The organism is Brevibacillus sp. FSL L8-0520, from assembly GCF_037963895.1.
Classification (GTDB): Bacteria; Bacillota; Bacilli; order Brevibacillales; family Brevibacillaceae; genus Brevibacillus; species Brevibacillus borstelensis.
Genome location: NZ_CP150171.1, coordinates 892537 through 908419 on the forward strand (window position 1 = coordinate 892537; position 15883 = coordinate 908419).

15 protein-coding genes are annotated in these 15883 nt (G+C 54.2%); all 15 read left to right on the forward strand.

Features of this window, described 5'->3' with window-relative positions:
- Positions 1-21 precede the first annotated feature (21 nt).
- The 15 genes from NSQ24_RS04670 (at position 22) to NSQ24_RS04740 (ending at position 15873) form a co-directional block, all read left to right on the forward strand.
- Positions 22-501, forward strand: a complete 480-nt coding sequence (locus NSQ24_RS04670) for a TRAP transporter small permease (protein ID WP_338462488.1) — start codon at positions 22-24, stop codon at positions 499-501.
- The gene (locus NSQ24_RS04675; RefSeq protein ID WP_003389324.1) at positions 498-1784 is read left to right on the forward strand and encodes a TRAP transporter large permease; all 1287 of its coding nucleotides are present in this window, start codon (positions 498-500) and stop codon (positions 1782-1784) included. Before NSQ24_RS04670 ends, NSQ24_RS04675 begins: the two co-directional genes overlap by 4 nt.
- A 147-nt stretch (positions 1785-1931) precedes the next feature.
- Positions 1932-3440: a 4-hydroxyphenylacetate 3-hydroxylase N-terminal domain-containing protein gene (locus NSQ24_RS04680; protein WP_339167334.1), complete on the forward strand. Its 1509-nt coding sequence runs from the start codon at positions 1932-1934 to the stop codon at positions 3438-3440.
- A 118-nt stretch (positions 3441-3558) separates the two neighbouring features.
- On the forward strand, positions 3559-4119 hold the full coding sequence (locus tag NSQ24_RS04685; RefSeq protein WP_003389321.1) for an NAD(P)H-dependent oxidoreductase: 561 nt from the start codon (positions 3559-3561) through the stop codon (positions 4117-4119).
- Positions 4120-4162: 43 nt separating this feature from the next.
- Positions 4163-4699 carry a 3-hydroxyanthranilate 3,4-dioxygenase gene (locus NSQ24_RS04690; protein ID WP_003389320.1) on the forward strand — a complete coding sequence of 179 codons (537 nt, stop codon included), beginning with the start codon at positions 4163-4165 and terminating at the stop codon, positions 4697-4699.
- Positions 4690-5688: an amidohydrolase family protein gene (locus tag NSQ24_RS04695; RefSeq protein WP_031932079.1), complete on the forward strand. Its 999-nt coding sequence runs from the start codon at positions 4690-4692 to the stop codon at positions 5686-5688. The genes NSQ24_RS04690 and NSQ24_RS04695 overlap by 10 nt, the downstream gene beginning before the upstream one ends.
- A 7-nt stretch (positions 5689-5695) precedes the next feature.
- On the forward strand, positions 5696-6157 hold the full coding sequence (locus NSQ24_RS04700) for a RidA family protein (RefSeq protein ID WP_031932080.1): 462 nt from the start codon (positions 5696-5698) through the stop codon (positions 6155-6157).
- A gap of 11 nt (positions 6158-6168) precedes the next feature.
- Complete coding sequence (locus tag NSQ24_RS04705) at positions 6169-7638, forward strand: aldehyde dehydrogenase (RefSeq protein ID WP_003389317.1); 1470 nt, start codon at positions 6169-6171, stop codon at positions 7636-7638.
- A 33-nt stretch (positions 7639-7671) separates the two neighbouring features.
- Complete coding sequence (locus NSQ24_RS04710; RefSeq protein ID WP_003389316.1) at positions 7672-8457, forward strand: fumarylacetoacetate hydrolase family protein; 786 nt, start codon at positions 7672-7674, stop codon at positions 8455-8457.
- Positions 8458-8477: 20 nt separating this feature from the next.
- Positions 8478-9362 (forward strand): acetaldehyde dehydrogenase (acetylating), encoded by an 885-nt coding sequence (locus tag NSQ24_RS04715; protein ID WP_003389315.1) that lies wholly within the window; start codon positions 8478-8480, stop codon positions 9360-9362.
- A 16-nt stretch (positions 9363-9378) separates the two neighbouring features.
- On the forward strand, positions 9379-10407 hold the full coding sequence (gene dmpG / locus NSQ24_RS04720; RefSeq protein WP_243014527.1) for a 4-hydroxy-2-oxovalerate aldolase: 1029 nt from the start codon (positions 9379-9381) through the stop codon (positions 10405-10407).
- Between the two features lie 12 nt (positions 10408-10419).
- On the forward strand, positions 10420-11205 hold the full coding sequence (locus tag NSQ24_RS04725; protein ID WP_003389313.1) for a fumarylacetoacetate hydrolase family protein: 786 nt from the start codon (positions 10420-10422) through the stop codon (positions 11203-11205).
- A gap of 191 nt (positions 11206-11396) precedes the next feature.
- The gene (locus NSQ24_RS04730) at positions 11397-13298 is read left to right on the forward strand and encodes a nuclease-related domain-containing DEAD/DEAH box helicase (RefSeq protein ID WP_031932083.1); all 1902 of its coding nucleotides are present in this window, start codon (positions 11397-11399) and stop codon (positions 13296-13298) included.
- A gap of 29 nt (positions 13299-13327) precedes the next feature.
- Positions 13328-14566: a crosslink repair DNA glycosylase YcaQ family protein gene (locus tag NSQ24_RS04735; protein WP_339167337.1), complete on the forward strand. Its 1239-nt coding sequence runs from the start codon at positions 13328-13330 to the stop codon at positions 14564-14566.
- Positions 14567-14817: 251 nt separating this feature from the next.
- Entirely contained in the window at positions 14818-15873 is a 1056-nt protein-coding gene (locus tag NSQ24_RS04740) for a fatty acid desaturase (RefSeq protein WP_003389310.1), read from the forward strand.
- Positions 15874-15883 lie beyond the last annotated feature (10 nt).

Sequence of the window (15883 nt, forward strand, 5' to 3'; positions counted from 1 at the left end):
GCAGCCAAAGGGGAACAGACCATGAAAGCATTGAGCGACCTCATTTCTACGGTGGAAAAGTATTTAGCCATTGTCCTCATGTTTGCGATGGCTGTCATTGTTGCACTCGCAGTCGTGTTTCGCTACGTGCTGAATGCCCCCCTGTCATGGGCGGGGGAGGTGTCGATCTTTTTATTGATCTGGAGCAGTTTTATCGGCGGCAGCCTGGGACTGAAGTACAAGTCTCAGGCCGCCGTTACCATTGTCCTTGAGTACGCGACGGCGAAGGTAAAGAAAATGGCAGGCATCGCCGGGCATATCCTGATGCTCGTATTTCTCGCGGTGATGCTCTATTACAGCTATACATGGGTGCTGTCGCCAGGCGTTGCTTTTCAAAAGTCGACAGCCATCCTCCTCCCGATGTGGATTCCGTTCAGCGCGGTGCCGGTCGGCTTGACGTTTGCCGCCATCCATCTGTTGTCCAATCTGATCGAGCTGATCCGAGAGGAGGAATTCCGTTGACCACATTGGTAATCCTGCTGTTTCTGCTCTTTTTATTGATGGGCATCCCGATTTCCCTTGTCCTGGGCATGATCACGATCGTCTATTTCTTACTCATGGGGAACACAACACTGCTCACATCTACACCGATGCGGCTTTACTCCGGTCTGGAGAATTTCGGCTTGCTGGCGATCCCGCTGTTTATGCTTGCCGGGGAGCTGATGAACGGAGGCGGCATCACGACCAGGCTGGTCCAGTTCGCCAAGGTGTTCGTGGGGCATGTTCGCGGCGGGCTGGCTTATGTGACAGTTGTGTCGAACATGTTTCTGGCTTCGATTCTCGGATCGGCCAATGCGCAGGCTGCGATGATGAGCAAGGTGATGGTTCCGGAAATGGAAAAGGAGGGCTATGACCGGGAATTCTCCTCGGCCTTGACGCTGGCGTCGTCCATCGTCGCACCGATTATCCCGCCGAGCATGATCTTTATTATTTACGGGACGCTGTCAGGGACCTCGATTGGCGGGCTGTTTATGGCGGGGATTGTTCCCGGCATTATTTACGGGATCGGCTTCACGGCTCTGATCGCCTATTTGGGGTATAAGAACAATTTTCCGAAGAGCAAACGCGCGTCGGGAAAAGAGATGCTGAGAAGTACGGTTCAAGTTTTGCCAGCGCTGCTGGTGCCCTTTATCATCATCTTCGGGATTTTGAGCGGGGCGTTCACGGCGACTGAATCGGCGGCGATTGCCTGTGTCGTCGCATTCCTTGTCGGCACGTTTTTGTACAAGGAGCTGCACGTAAAAAAGCTGCCGCAAATTTTGATCAATACCGTCATCAGCACGGCTACGGTCACCTTTTTGATCGCGATGGCCAACATTTTTGGCTGGATGATCGCTTTTGAGCAAATCCCTCAATTGATCGCGGGTACGATGCTTTCCGTGTCCGACAGTCCGTTTGTGTTTCTGCTGCTGGTCAATCTGCTGCTGCTCTTGCTCGGGATGATCCTGGACGGCATTGCCGCGCTGATTATTTTGGTGCCGGTGCTGATGCCGCTCGTCACTGCATTTCAGATCGATCCGATCCATTTTGGCGTGATCATCTGCATCAACCTGACGATCGGTCTGTTGACACCGCCGGTGGGTACGGGACTCTTTATCGTCTCCTCCATTGCGGAGGTCAAATTTGAGCGGCTTGTAAAAGCGACAATGCCGTTTTTGGTGATGGCGATTGCCATTTTGTTTGTGATCACCTATTGGGAAGATGCCGTCCTGTTCGTGCCGAAAATATTGGGCTTGTCCCAATAACCCCCCCTTTGTCAGGCTGATGCCAAGATTTTCATCTGCCCGCCAAAAAACGGTGAAAAACGTTAAATGCGCTACAATTTTCGAAAAAATTGGATATTATAATCCGTTTCAAGGTGAAAAAACAACATTGCCAGGGGAGGATTGTTTATGGGAATTCGTTCAGGTGCTGAATACATCAAAGGTTTGCAATCCCGGCAGCCGGAGATTTGGCTGCAGGGGCGCAGAGTGACAAGTGTGTACGATGAGGCGGTTTTCAAGCAGCCTATACTCGAAATCGCCAATCTGTACGACATGCAGCATGACCCGGAGTATCAGGACAAGATCACGCACATTTGCGAGGAAACCGGTGAGAGAGTAAACAACGCCTTCCTCCCGGTAAAAAGCGCGGAGGATCTGGAAGCAAGGAGAAATCTGTATGAGGCGTACGCCAAGGCAACGTTCGGCCTGATGGGGAGAACGCCGGATTTTCTCAATATCGTTCTGACTTCCTTGTACAGCAATGCTTCGTTTCTGGAAAAGTACAACCGACAATGGGCGGAAAATGTAAAGAGCTACTACCGGTACATTCGCGACAATGACCTGTTCCTTACACATGCGATCATCAACCCGCAAAATGACCGGAGCAAGACCTCGCATGAACAGCAGGACATGTTTACGCATTTGGGTGCAGTCAGAGAGACACCGGAAGGGCTGATCGTCAGAGGGGCGAAAATGCTGGCCACGCTGGCGCCGATCACGGATGAAGTGATCATCTACTCGTTCCCCGGCTTCAAGCCAGGCGACGAGCGTTACGCGCTTGCGTTTGCCATCCCGATCGATACGCCGGGACTGCGCATCCTGTGCCGCGAGCCGATGCAGGACGGAAAGCGCTCCGTCTACGATCATCCGCTGGCGTCGCGGTTCGAGGAAAGCGATGCGGTGCTCGTCTTCCACGATGTGCTGGTTCCATGGGATCGCGTCTTTTTGTACAACAACGTGGAAGCGGCGAACGGGCTCTATCCGAAAACGGGAATCGCCCAGCAGCCGGCGCACCAGACCGGAGTGAGAGGGCTGATCAAGCTGCAGTTTGCCACGGAGGTGGCGGTCCGCCTGGCTGACTCCATCGGGGTAGACGTGTATCTGAACGTCCAAAATGACCTGGGAGAGCTGATTCAGTCCGTCGAGTGCATCCGGGCGCTGCTGCGGACAGCCGAGCGGGAGTGCGATGTGCTGCCTTCGGGTGAAATGATGCCAGGCTGGGTGCCGCTCGAGACGATTCGCGGACTGCTCCCGAAAATGTACCCGCGGGCGATCGAAGTGCTGCAAATCATCGGCGCAGGCGGATTGCTCATGTCTCCGACGGATGCCGATATGGTTCACCCGGAACTGGCCGAGGACATGGAGAAGTACTACGCCGGACGGGCGGGCATCTCCGGATCGGAGCGCGTCCGACTGTTCAAGCTGGCCTGGGATTTGTGCGGCGAAGCGTTCGGGCAGCGGCTGCTCCAGTACGAGCGCTATTACACGGGCGACCCGATCCGAAAAAGGGCGATTTTCTACAACAACTACAAACGCGAACGTTCTTTTTCCCTTGTGGATGACGCTCTCAGTGTGTTTGAGGGGAAAAAGACAGCGGAGTCGGTGCTTCCGGTCAAGCGGGCAAGCGGAGCTGACTAAGCGGCGAAAGCGGTAAAAGCGGCGAAAGCGGTAAAAGCGGTAAAAACCGCAAAAGCCGCAAAAGCCGCAAACGTAGTGTAAGTCTACCGAAAGAATCTGCCTGAAGGGAGGGTTTCCGGTGAAAGTGCTGGGTATATCCGGAACCATTATCGGAGCAAAGACGAGCATCCTCGTGCATAAAGTCTTGGAAGAAGTGAAAAAGGAAGCCCCTGAGCTTGAGACAGAGCTGCTGGACCTGAGGGACTTCAAAATGTCGCTGTGTGATGGGCGAGATCCGTCCACCTATCCCGATGACACGAAAAAGGTAATTGATCTCGTAACGTCGGCTGATTGCTACATCATTGGAACGCCGATTTTCCAAGGGTCGCTGACCGGCGCCCTGAAAAACTTGTTTGACCACATTCCGCCGCAGGCGCTGCGCAACAAGGTGATGGGATTTGTCGCCAATGGCGGGACGTACCAGCATTACCTGGTGGTGGAGAACCAACTGAAGCCTATCGCAGGATATTTCCGGGCCTATGTGGCCCCGGGCTTCGTCTACGCCCACCCGGACCATTTCAATCAGCAAAACGAGATTGTGGACGAGGATGTTCTGAGCCGCATCAGCCATCTGGCAAAAGAAGTCGTACTGCTGCAAAAAGCGCTGAAGGGCGCGGCCGATCTGTCAGCGCAGCGGTAATCCGCTGAAAAGCAACCATCAAAAGCGAACGGGAGTGATTTGCATGAGCATCCTGGCACCGATAAATTTGGCGAAGTTCATTGAGGAGAACAAAGACCAGCTCAAGCCGCCGGTCAACAACAAGGTGATCTGGAAAGACGCCGAGCTGATGGTCATGCTGCTCGGCGGCCCCAACAAACGGCGCGACTTCCACGTGGACCCCTCGGAGGAGATTTTCTATCAGATCAAGGGCGACTGCTATGTGGAGATCATCAACTACGAGGGAAAACGCGAAGTAATTACGGTCAAGGAGGGAGAGATGTTCCTGCTTCCTCCCAACGTTCCGCATTCGCCGCACCGGGTAGCCGATACGATCGGGCTGGTCATCGAGCGAAACCGGGCGGAAGGAGAGCTGGAGGACTTCGTCTGGTTCTGCGACGAGTGCGACAGCGAAATGCATCGCGCCACCGTGCAGCTGACCAATATCGAGGTTCAGGTGAAAGAAGCGATTCACGGCTTCAACAGCAATCTGGAGCTGCGGACATGCAAAAATTGCGGGCACGTCATGCCTCCGGAAGCGAGTGAGTGGAAATGCGAGTAGACTTCCACACGCACATCATTCCGGAAGACCTCCCCAATCTGGCTGAGAAATTTCAAGGCGAGCGCTGGCCCGTCCTGCAGCGGACCTGCGCGTGCGGCGCCAACATCATGGTCGCGGGCAAAGTGTTCCGGGAAGTGACCGATCAGGTGTGGGACCCTGCCAAGCGGATTTCTGACATGGAGCGGGAAAAGGTCGACATGCAGGTCATCTCGCCGATTCCGGTCACGTTCTCCTACTGGGCCCCTGCTGAAGAAGCGGAGCTGATGGCCCGCATCCAAAACGATTTTATCGCGGACACGGTCAGGCAGCATCCCGAGCGCTTTCTCGGGCTTGGGACCGTGCCCCTGCAAAATGCGGAGATTGCGATTCGTGAAATGGACCGCTGCATGCATGAGCTCGGCCTCAAGGGGATCGAGATCGGTACGAATGTGAATGGCAACAACCTGGACGATCCGTCTCTGATTCCCTTCTTTGAAATGTGCGAGAAGTGGGAGGTGCCGCTGTTTGTCCACCCGTGGGAGACACTCGGCCGAGAGCGGATGCCGCGGCACAACCTGATGTATACGGTGGGGATGCCGAGCGAGACGGCCTTGGCTGCTGCCAGCCTGATTCTCGGCGGCGTGATGGAAAAATTCCCTCGGCTGAAGATTTGCTTTGCCCACGGCGGAGGGTCATTTCCTTACATTCTTCCCCGCCTGGACCAGGGCTGGAAGGTATGGCCGCATCTGAGGCTGACCGAGCAGCCGCCAAGCCACTACGCCAAGAGCTTTTATTTCGATTCGCTGAACTACGATCCGCTGAACATTCAATACATGGTGGACCGCTTTGGCGCCGACCGCATTTTGATGGGGTCGGACTACCCGTTCTTGCTGCGGGAAATTCCTCCGGGCGAGGTCATAGACAATGCGCTTTCGCTCACCGAGGAGCAGAAGCGGGCGATGCTGGGCGAAAACGCGCTGCGCTTCCTGAATATGAGCGAGGGCAGGTGAGAGGGAGATGACTACGCATGCGGCTACACCGGAACAAAGATTGCAGGAATTGGGGCTATCGCTTCCGGCCCCACGGCAGGCAGCAGGAAACTACGTAGGCTGTGTCCGCGCAGGCAGCCTGTTGTTTACCGCCGGACAAGGGACAGATGAATACCGCGGCAAGCTCGGCGATGATGTGTCGGTGGAAACAGGCTACATGGCAGCCAGGCAATGCATGCTCAACCTGCTGGCTGTCGTCAAGGCGGAGATCGGCGAGCTGAGCCGCGTAAAGCGGGTGGTGAAAATCCTCGGGTTTGTCAACAGCGCCCCCGATTTTACGGATCAGCCCAAGGTCATGAACGGAGCGTCCGATCTGCTGGTGCAGATTTTCGGGGAGAAGGGGAGGCACGGGCGTTCCGCCGTCGGGATGGCCCAGCTTCCGCACAATAATGCGGTGGAAGTCGAAATGATTCTGGAAATCGAAGAGTAGGAGGCTTTCACATGAGTCAGACTACACAGGCAAATCAGCGAAAGTTGAAGGACGCAAAGCTGTTTATCGACGGAGCATACGTGGACGCGATCTCCGGGGAGACATTTGACACGCTCGATCCCGCGACCAATCTCAAGCTGGCCTCGGTGGCAAATGCGGGCGAAGAGGATGTGAGAAAGGCGATCGAGGTAGCCCAGCGCACGTTTGAAAGCGGCGTCTGGAGCAGGATGCCCGTCGAAGAAAGAGCGAAGATTCTCTGCAAAATGTCCGATCTCGTCATGGAGCGGGTGGAGGAATTGGCGCTGGTGGAGACGCTTGACGTCGGCAAGCCGATCAAGGAGAGCCGCGGCTTTGACATCCCCAGAGCCGCCTGGAATTTGCGCTTTTTCGCCGAAATGGCCAAGTATCTCGTACATGAACATTACGAAATGAACGGCTTCATGTCCTACGCCAAATACGCTCCCGCAGGCGTGACCAGCCTGATCATTCCGTGGAATCTGCCGTTTATGCAGATGACGTGGAAAGCGTCGGCTGCACTGGCGGCGGGCAATACGGTCATCGTCAAGCCCGCCTCCTATACGCCGCTGAGCGCGGTCATGATGGGCGAAATCGCCAACGAGGCAGGCTTGCCGCCGGGCGTTTTGAACATCCTGACGGGGCCGGGCGGAACAGTCGGCACCGCGATGACCACACACCCGCATGTCCGCCGGATATCGTTCGTCGGGGAGACCACGACAGGCAAAACCGTAATGCGGAACGCTGCTAGCCAGCTCATTCCCGTTTCGCTCGAATTGGGCGGAAAATCAGCCAACATCGTCTTTGCGGACGCAGATCTGGATGAGGCGGTGAAAGGGTCGATCGAGGCGATTTTCCGCAACCAGGGCGAAATTTGCCTGGCCGGATCGCGCCTCTTGGTCCAAAAGAGCATCTACGATCAATTCCTGGACAAATTTGTGCAGGCGGTGAAAAAAATCAAGGTTGGCAATCCGCTCGACCCGGATACCGACATGGGGGCGCTTGTCTCCCGCAGCCACCTGGCCACAGTGGATGAATACGTCCGGATCGGACTGTCAGAGGGAGCCAAGCTCGCTTTTGGCGGCAAGCGCATCACCAGTCTGGGGGACGGCAATTTTTACGAGCCGACCGTGCTCTACGATGTGGACAACAAAATGAGGGTAGCCCAAGAGGAGATTTTCGGTCCGGTCATCGTCATCATTCCGTTTGAAACAGAAGAAGAAGCCATCCAGATCGCCAATGACTCCATCTACGGGCTGGCCGGCGTCGTCTGGACGAACGACCTCAGACGCGCTCACCGCGTGGCGGATCAGGTGCAGTCCGGGCTGCTGTGGATCAACTGCTGGTATGTGCGCGATTTGCGAACGCCTTTTGGTGGAGCAAAAGCGAGCGGAATCGGCCGGGAAGGCGGACGGCACAGCTTCGAATTTTATACGGAAGCCAAGACGATCACGATGAAAAGATAGCGGTCGGAAACAACGTGCGGGAGGGATACGGCAATGGACGAGGAAAAAATCAAGCGGCTCGCCGACCATCTGGCGGAGGCGGAGAGAAGCGGCCTGGCTGTCGAGCCGATTACGAAAATAGAGCCGGAGATTTCGGTCGAAGACGCGTATCGCGTGCAGCTTTTGACCGTCGGGCGGAAAGTGAATGCGGGCGATGTGATTACGGGTAAAAAAATCGGTCTAACCTCGCTGGCGATGCAAACCCTGCTCGGGGTAGACCAGCCGGACTACGGCCATCTGCTTGACAGCATGGCTGTGGAAAATCACGGTCACATCTCCTGCAAAAAAGTGCTGCAGCCGAAGGTAGAGGCGGAAATCGCCTTCTTTCTGAAGCGCGACTTGAAAGGCCCGCGCGTGACGGCTCTCGATGTCATGCTGGCGACCGAATATGTGGTCCCAGCACTCGAAGTCGTGGACAGCCGCATCGCCGACTGGAAGATCAAGCTGGAGGACACCGTTGCGGACAATGCGTCCTCCGGCTTCTACGTATTGGGCGGGCGTCCGGTGAAGCCAGACCAGATCGACCTCGTCATGGCCGGCATGGTGCTGTACAAAAACGGCGAAGTTATGAATACGGGTGTGGGCGCGGCGGCATTGGGCAATCCGGCTGTATGCGTCGCCTGGCTCGCCAACAAACTGGCCGAATTCGATATTCCGCTCAAAGCGGGGGAAGTGATTCTATCCGGTGCTTTGTCTGCGGCCATCGCGGCGGAGCCGGGCGATTCGTTCCGCGCCAGGATTGCCCATCTGGGCGAAGTCGGTGTCCGGTTTACAAGCTAAGTGTCAAGGGAGGGAGAGCCATGTCCAGGAAAAAGGTTGCGATCCTTGGATCGGGGAACATCGGCACGGATTTGCTGATGAAGCTGGAGCGTTCCAAATATTTGGAGGTTACGGCGATGATCGGGATCGATCCCGACTCAGACGGACTGTTGCGCGCGAAAAAAGCGGGGTACGAGGTGTTTGACGGAGGGCTGAAGCAGTTTTTGGACAATGCCCCGGAGCTTGCCGACATCGTTTTTGACGCGACTTCGGCGAAAGCGCATATCCGTCACGCCAAGGCGCTCAAGGAGGCCGGAAAGCTTGCCATCGACCTGACTCCGGCAGCAGTCGGCCCGTATGTCGTTCCAAGCGTCAATCTGGGAGAACATCTGCATGAATGCAATATCAATCTGATCACCTGCGGCGGGCAGGCCACGATCCCGATCGTCCATGCGATCCACCGGGTTTGCCCTGTCAGCTATGCGGAGATCGTCGCAGCCATCTCCAGCAAAAGCGCAGGTCCGGGCACCCGTGCCAATATCGACGAATTTACCGAAACGACCGCCCGCGGTCTGGAAGTGATTGGCGGGGCCAAGCAGGGCAAGGCGATCATCATTCTCAATCCGGCCGAGCCGCCGATCATGATGCGGGACACGGTGTACGCGCTGGTGGAGGGCGAGGTGGACGAACAGGCAATAACCGCTTCCATCGAGCAGACCGTTGCCTTTATTCAGTCATACGTGCCCGGCTATCGCCTCCGTACAGAGCCGCTGTTTGACGGCAACCGCGTAACGGTGGTACTGGAGCTGGAAGGCGCGGGAGATTACCTGCCCAAATACGCAGGGAATCTGGACATCATGACTGCGACTGCGGTCAAAGTGGCGGAGGAATTCGCCAAGCCTCACGTCGGGGCGGCGTCTGTCTGAAAGGGAGGGAAGAGAAATGACTGATAAACGGGAGATTCTCGTCACCGAAGTAGCGCTTCGCGACGGAAGTCACGCGATCAACCACCAGTTTACCGTCGAGCAGGTCGTCCGTGTGGCTCGTGCGCTCGACGAAGCAAACGTGCCCTTTATCGAGGTCTCTCACGGAGACGGGCTGGCCGGTTCTTCTCTGCAATACGGCTTGTCGCGTACAAATGAGATGGAATTGATCGAAGCGGCCGTCTCCGTCTGCAAGCAGACGACCATCGGCGTTTTGCTGCTGCCGGGGATCGGCACGATCAAGGATTTGAATGCCGCCGCGAAGCTTGGTGTAGGCATGGCACGGATTGCCACCCATTCCACCGAAGCGGACATTTCGGCACAGCACATCGCCCGTTCCAAGGAGCTGGGGCTTTTAACGGTCGGCTTTCTGATGATGGCCCATATGGCCCCGCCCGCCAAGCTGGCGGAGCAGGCAAAATTGATGGAAAGCTACGGAGCAGATGTCGTCTATATCGTCGATTCCGCAGGAGCGCTGCTCCCCGACCAGGTCGCGGAGCGAGTCCGGGCGCTCAAGGAAAGCCTGGAAGTCCCGGTCGGCTTTCACGCGCACAACAACCTGTCTCTGGCGATGGCCAATACGCTGGCCGCGATCAAGGAAGGCGCTACCCGCATCGACGGCAGTGTCCGCTGCCTCGGGGCCGGGGCAGGCAACACGCAGACAGAGGTGTTCGTTGCCGTGATGGAGCGGATGGGCATCCATACCGGAATCGATCTGTACAAAATGATGGACCTGGCGGAAGACATCGTGGCGCCTCTGATCCAGGTGCCCCAGGAGATTACGAGAAACTCGCTCGTGCTCGGCTATGCCGGCGTCTACTCCAGCTTCCGCCTGCATGCGGAACGGGCGGCAAAGCGCTTCGGGATCGATTCCCGCGACATTTTGATCGAGCTTGGAGCGCGAAAGGCTGTCGGCGGGCAGGAAGATATGATCATCGATGTCGCCGCCGAGATCGCGAAGCGACAGGCAGCGGTTGAAAGCAGATAGGAGGGAAGCGGCATGCTCGCGGAACAAGTATGCAGAGCGCTCGCGCAAAAGCTGGTCGACGCCGAGCTTGGCAAGCAGGAGATCGTGAAATTGACGGCAGAGTATCCCGAGCTGTCCGTTGAGGACGGCTACCTGATTCAGGAAGAGCTGATCAAGCTCAAGAACGAGCAGGGACACAGTGTACTGGCGCTGAAAATGGGCCTGACCAGCCAGGCCAAAATGAAGCAGATGAACGTGCATGAGCCGATCTGCGGCGTCATTTTCGATTATATGGCGATCGACAACGGCATTCTCCCATTGGGCGAGCTGATTCATCCAAAGGTGGAGGCGGAAATCGCGTTTGTTCTGGGCAAAGACATCGCGGGACCGGGCGTCACCGGAGCGCAGGTGCTGGCCGCGACGGAGTATGTGCTGCCGGCGCTGGAGATCATCGACAGCCGGTACAAAAACTTCGAGTTCACGCTTCCCGATGTCATCGCTGACAACACGTCGTCATCCCGGGTCTTTTTTGGCTCCCGCCTGAAAAGGCCGGACGAACTGGAGCTGGACCTCGTCGGAGTGACTCTCTCGATTAATGGACAGATGAAGGACTTGGGGGCGGGAGCCGCTGTACTTGGGCACCCGGCCCACTCTGTCGCGATGCTGGCCAATATGCTGGCAAGAAAAGGGGAGAAGCTCCGGGCGGGGCAGGTCATTTTATCCGGCGGCATTACAGGCGCACATCAGCTGTTTGCAGGTGACGTCGTATCCGCACACTGGGACGGACTGGGCGGTATTGATTTTGTGGTGAAAGAGTAAGCGCTTTGCCTGCTGCGGCGAAGCGGAATGGACACGAGTTTGCGCTGGTTTGGGCGGGCTCGTGTTTTTTGTTTTTTTCTGCGACTAGCCAGTGGCCCGTTCCGGCTCATCTGTATTTTCGTCTGCTTCTTTGCTGTCACTTATACTATAATAAAATGAAATTAGGAATAATGTACTAGGAGAGACAGATCGTGGCTTATATGGTACCGGAAACAATCCCAAGGGGAGCGACGGCTGGAGAGAGAATGTTATTTGAGTGCCTGAAAAACCATTTACCAAGTGATTATATCGTTTACTACGAACCGGAGATACGGGGAAGAAGGCCGGATTTTGTCATAATAGGGCCTGACCTTGGTCTTGTAGTTTTAGAAGTGAAAGATTACAAGAGCAACACCATCTATCAAATAAATAACGATGACTGGATACTGCACAAAGAGGGCGGTGGGATGGTCACAACGAAAAGTCCCTTAAAGCAAGCGAGGGACAATGCCCGTTTGCTTACTGATCACTTGAAAAAAGATCGGAATTTGCTACAGGACAACAGCTCATATTTAAAATTTTCCTACGGCTATGGTACGGTTTTTACCCGCTTAAAACAGGAGTATTTTTTGAAGCATAATCTTTATCATGTGATTGAACCACAGTTTGTTCTTTGCCAAGACGAGGTTGACCCTGATGAGGACGGATTTTCTCCTGAAATACTATTGGAGAAAATACGCGGGATGTTCACTGTTCGCAACACGAAGAGATATATATTGACCAATGAAGACATTCAGGCAATTCGTTTCCACCTGTTTCCCGAGGTTCGAATTGGTGCCAGGTTTACATCACCGGTTCGCCATCAGGACCAACTTCTTTTATCTCTGCACAATATCAAAACAATGGATTTGCATCAAGAGAACCTAGCAAAGCAGTTGGGAGATAAGCATCGTTTAATCCGCGGGGTCGCTGGCAGCGGCAAGACACTTGTCTTGGCTAGTCGAGCCAGGCTGCTTGCGAAAGCACATCCTGATTGGCGAATTCTCGTTCTCTGCTACGGGATTACATTGTCAAAAAGTTTAAAGCAAATGATTGAAAAAATGCTGAATGAACCGGAAGATCTGTATGAGATGATGAATGCCCCAGGAACTCCTTCCGCTGCCAATATAGAGGTTTACAATTTTCATGAATGGCTCACCCAGCATCTGAAGATGAGCGACACTGATATTCCCATCCTTTTGGAAAAGGCGCAGCGTAAAGAAGCGGTCCTTCCGATGTACGACGCAATATTAATCGACGAGGGGCAAGATTTTGAGCCTGATTGGCTGAAATTGTTGTGCCAATGTTTGAACCCGACCACGCAGTCTTTGTTGCTGGTAGAGGATCGCGCCCAATCTATTTTCAGGAGAAAAACGAGTTTGGCTCAAGATGTTGGCCTTGATTTTCGTGGGCGGTCAAAAATACTGACGATTAATTATCGAAATACGGCTCAAATCGTGCAATTTGCTTGGAACTTTTTTCAGGCACACTCCCATCTGCAGAACAAAGTAAAAAGCGGGACGACAGAAGGTGTGGAGATCATTCCTCCGCAGTCAACCAAAAGGAAAGGTCCAGAACCGTTCATTCAACGATTTCAAAACATTCAAGAAGAGATGAACTTTGTTTCCAAGTCCATTAACTTTCTAACACGAGAGAAAAATATACCGTATAGTGAAATTGCCATATTATACCGAGTGAAAAATACCCATCGAGTCTCCTATATTGATGAGATCAAAAACAGTCTGGAACAACACGGGCTGCCGTACACATGGGTTACAGAAAACGCCGAAACGAAAAGAAACTTCTCGCGTGAAGAAAACAAAGTGAAAATATCTACCATAGATAGTGCCAAAGGTCTCGATTTCCGAGCGGTTTTTATCGTGGCAGTCGAAAATATGCCATTCCCGCTGGAAGAAATAGAAGAACGAGAGGTATCACTGCTTTATATAGCCATGACCCGAGCTTTGGAATGGTTATTTTTAACTTACAGTGGCCATTCAACCTTTACGCAATTTTTGGATGAAGTGGCGGAGAAAAAGAAGCTGTCAAACCCGAAGGTAAAAGAGCTAGGATAACGAAATGACCAGCCTCGGAGGTTCCTTTAATGAAAACGATCAAATCAACCAAACGAGCGCTCCGGCGTTTTCTGCTGGAGACGCAAATGCTGCTCGGCAGCCCGGAAACGGAAAAGGGCACCCCCATTGACTCGCCACAAGTCCTGCAAGACCGCGTACGGGACACAATCCGGCGTCTCGAATGTGTACAGATCGATCCGGTGAATGCCGTCCGCCCTAATCAACATCTGGTCTTGGCAGCGCGGATTCCCGGCTACCGGCCAGAGGTTCTGGATGAGCTGCTTCGGGCCGGAGCTTTTTTCGAATACCTGGCGAATGCCGCCTGCATCATTCCGATGGAGGATTACCCGATCTTTGAACCGACTCGCCAGCGGCTGCGCGAGCGCGTGCAGCCTCAGCTCGACCAGTTCAAAGCGATTGCGGACGGCGTCCTGCAAAAGCTGGGCGAGGAAGGCCCGCTGCCGTCCAAAGCATTTGAATCCGATCTGCGGGTCCACGGCTATTGGGACAATGTGAGCGCCAAAACAAAGGCGACGTCTCATGTCCTCAATCTGCTTTTGGATGCGGCGCAAATTGCAGTCGTCGACAGAGAAGGGAACCAGCGCCTGTTTGATCTGTCCAGCCGGATCGTTCCTGGCGAGCTTCAGGGCCGGAAGATGGAAAAAGGAGAGGCCCTAAGCGCGCTCTTGGACAAGTATTTCCGGGCGTACCGGGTATTCGAACCGAGCGATCCGCGGCTGGGCTGGCAGCGGCTGAGTGCAAGCGAACGGCGGGAGGCGATTGATCGGCGTATTCATGCGGGTGACGTGGTGCGAGTAGAGGTGGAGGGACTTGCCAAGCCGTATTTTATCCTCGCTTCTGACAGCGGCCGCCTCTGTTCTCACATCGAAGCAGAGCAGGACGGGATTGCCGATGACGACAAAGACATTTCCGTTTACTTCCTGCCGCCACTGGACAATTTGTTATGGAGCCGCAAGCGGCTGGAAGACCTGTTTGCATTTGAGTATCGCTGGGAAATTTATACGCCGGCCGCAAAGCGCAAGTACGGTTATTACGCGATGCCGATACTGGCGGGAGACAGGCTGATCGGCCGCATGGACCCCCGGCTGGATAAAAAAAGCCGCCATTTGACGGTTCAATTGCTGCAAATCGAACCTCATGTAAAATTCACCGGACCACTGAAAAAACAGGTATTGAACGCTTTGCAGACTTTCGCCGTCAGCCATGGCGCAGATACCTTCTCCATTGAACAGACAAGGCTGAAATAGACAAGCGTCTCTTCGTCATGCATGCTTTCTCGCTCAAAAATAAAAAGGAACGGCTCTGCTCAAAACCGCAAACCAGCAATTAATTCCACAACAGGAAATAAAATCTGAAAAACCATGACAAATGTCATATCCTCAAGTTGACGTTTATGACTACAGTGAACAGGATGCGCTTTCTATAATGAAAGTAAGAAAAATTTGCGCCCTACGTTCCTGAACGTTTTCTAAGCGTCAAATCGAGGAGGCAATACGCAATGCACGAATCCAACATAGCTACTCTGAAAAAGAATGTCGCCCCCTATGAGAAGAACGATACGAAGTCGAGTATCAGACAGCTTTTCAACACCCTGGTTCCTTTTTTGTTGTTATGGTTCGCAGCGTATCAAAGCCTGGCCGTTTCGTATTGGCTGACGCTTCCTCTTTTGATTATCGCTGCCGGATTTGTGATTCGGACGTTCATTATCTTTCATGACTGTTGTCACCAGTCGTTCTTCAAGAATCGCCTGGCGAACGATATACTTGGCACCATTACAGGTGTGATCACGCTCTGTCCGTATGAGCAGTGGAAGCATAGTCATTCGATCCACCATGCGACGAGCAGCAACCTCGACAAACGGGGTGTCGGCGACATCTGGATTCTCACCGTCGAAGAATACCTGTCGTCCCCGCTGTGGCTCCGGATCGCTTATCGGATCTACCGCAATCCGTTTGTCATGTTTGGGCTCGGTCCGATCTACGTCTTCGTGCTCCAGTACCGTTTTAACCGCAAAGGAGCGAGAGCCAAGGAACGGATGAACACGTATTTGACCAATGTTGCCATCATCGCGCTGTATGCACTGATGATTTGGGCGGTGGGCTGGCAAGCGTTTCTGCTCATCCAAGGCCCGATCTTCTTCATCTCCGGCCTGCTCGGCATCTGGCTGTTTTACGTGCAGCATCAATTCGAGGATTCCTACTTTGAAAACGAGGAAGAGTGGAGCTACGTGAAAGCGGCCGTGGAGGGGAGCTCCTATTACAAGCTGCCCAAGCCATTGCAATGGATCACGGGAAACATCGGGTTTCACCACGTCCATCATTTAAGTCCGAAAGTTCCGAACTACAATCTGGAGAAGGCGCATAATGCCACGCCTCCGCTGCAAAAGGCCACAACGATTACACTTGCCACCAGCTTGAAATCGCTTCAGTTCCGGCTGTGGGATGAGCGCAACAAGGCGTTTGTCAGCTTTAAGGAGATCAAGGACTTGCTGGATAAAACAGGATCTGCTCCAGAGCCGTTGCCAAGAAGAAGTCCCAGTCTGGAAGGAAAATAAACCTGCGAAA

Coding starts and splice junctions, on each gene's coding strand:
- NSQ24_RS04670 (WP_338462488.1), top strand. CDS start 22: ATGAAAGCATTGAGCGACCTCATTTCTACGGTGGAAAAGTATTTAGCC.
- NSQ24_RS04680 (WP_339167334.1), top strand. CDS start 1,932: ATGGGAATTCGTTCAGGTGCTGAATACATCAAAGGTTTGCAATCCCGG.
- NSQ24_RS04690 (WP_003389320.1), top strand. CDS start 4,163: ATGAGCATCCTGGCACCGATAAATTTGGCGAAGTTCATTGAGGAGAAC.
- NSQ24_RS04695 (WP_031932079.1), top strand. CDS start 4,690: ATGCGAGTAGACTTCCACACGCACATCATTCCGGAAGACCTCCCCAAT.
- NSQ24_RS04700 (WP_031932080.1), top strand. CDS start 5,696: ATGACTACGCATGCGGCTACACCGGAACAAAGATTGCAGGAATTGGGG.
- NSQ24_RS04705 (WP_003389317.1), top strand. CDS start 6,169: ATGAGTCAGACTACACAGGCAAATCAGCGAAAGTTGAAGGACGCAAAG.
- NSQ24_RS04710 (WP_003389316.1), top strand. CDS start 7,672: ATGGACGAGGAAAAAATCAAGCGGCTCGCCGACCATCTGGCGGAGGCG.
- NSQ24_RS04715 (WP_003389315.1), top strand. CDS start 8,478: ATGTCCAGGAAAAAGGTTGCGATCCTTGGATCGGGGAACATCGGCACG.
- dmpG (WP_243014527.1), top strand. CDS start 9,379: ATGACTGATAAACGGGAGATTCTCGTCACCGAAGTAGCGCTTCGCGAC.
- NSQ24_RS04725 (WP_003389313.1), top strand. CDS start 10,420: ATGCTCGCGGAACAAGTATGCAGAGCGCTCGCGCAAAAGCTGGTCGAC.
- NSQ24_RS04735 (WP_339167337.1), top strand. CDS start 13,328: ATGAAAACGATCAAATCAACCAAACGAGCGCTCCGGCGTTTTCTGCTG.
- NSQ24_RS04740 (WP_003389310.1), top strand. CDS start 14,818: ATGCACGAATCCAACATAGCTACTCTGAAAAAGAATGTCGCCCCCTAT.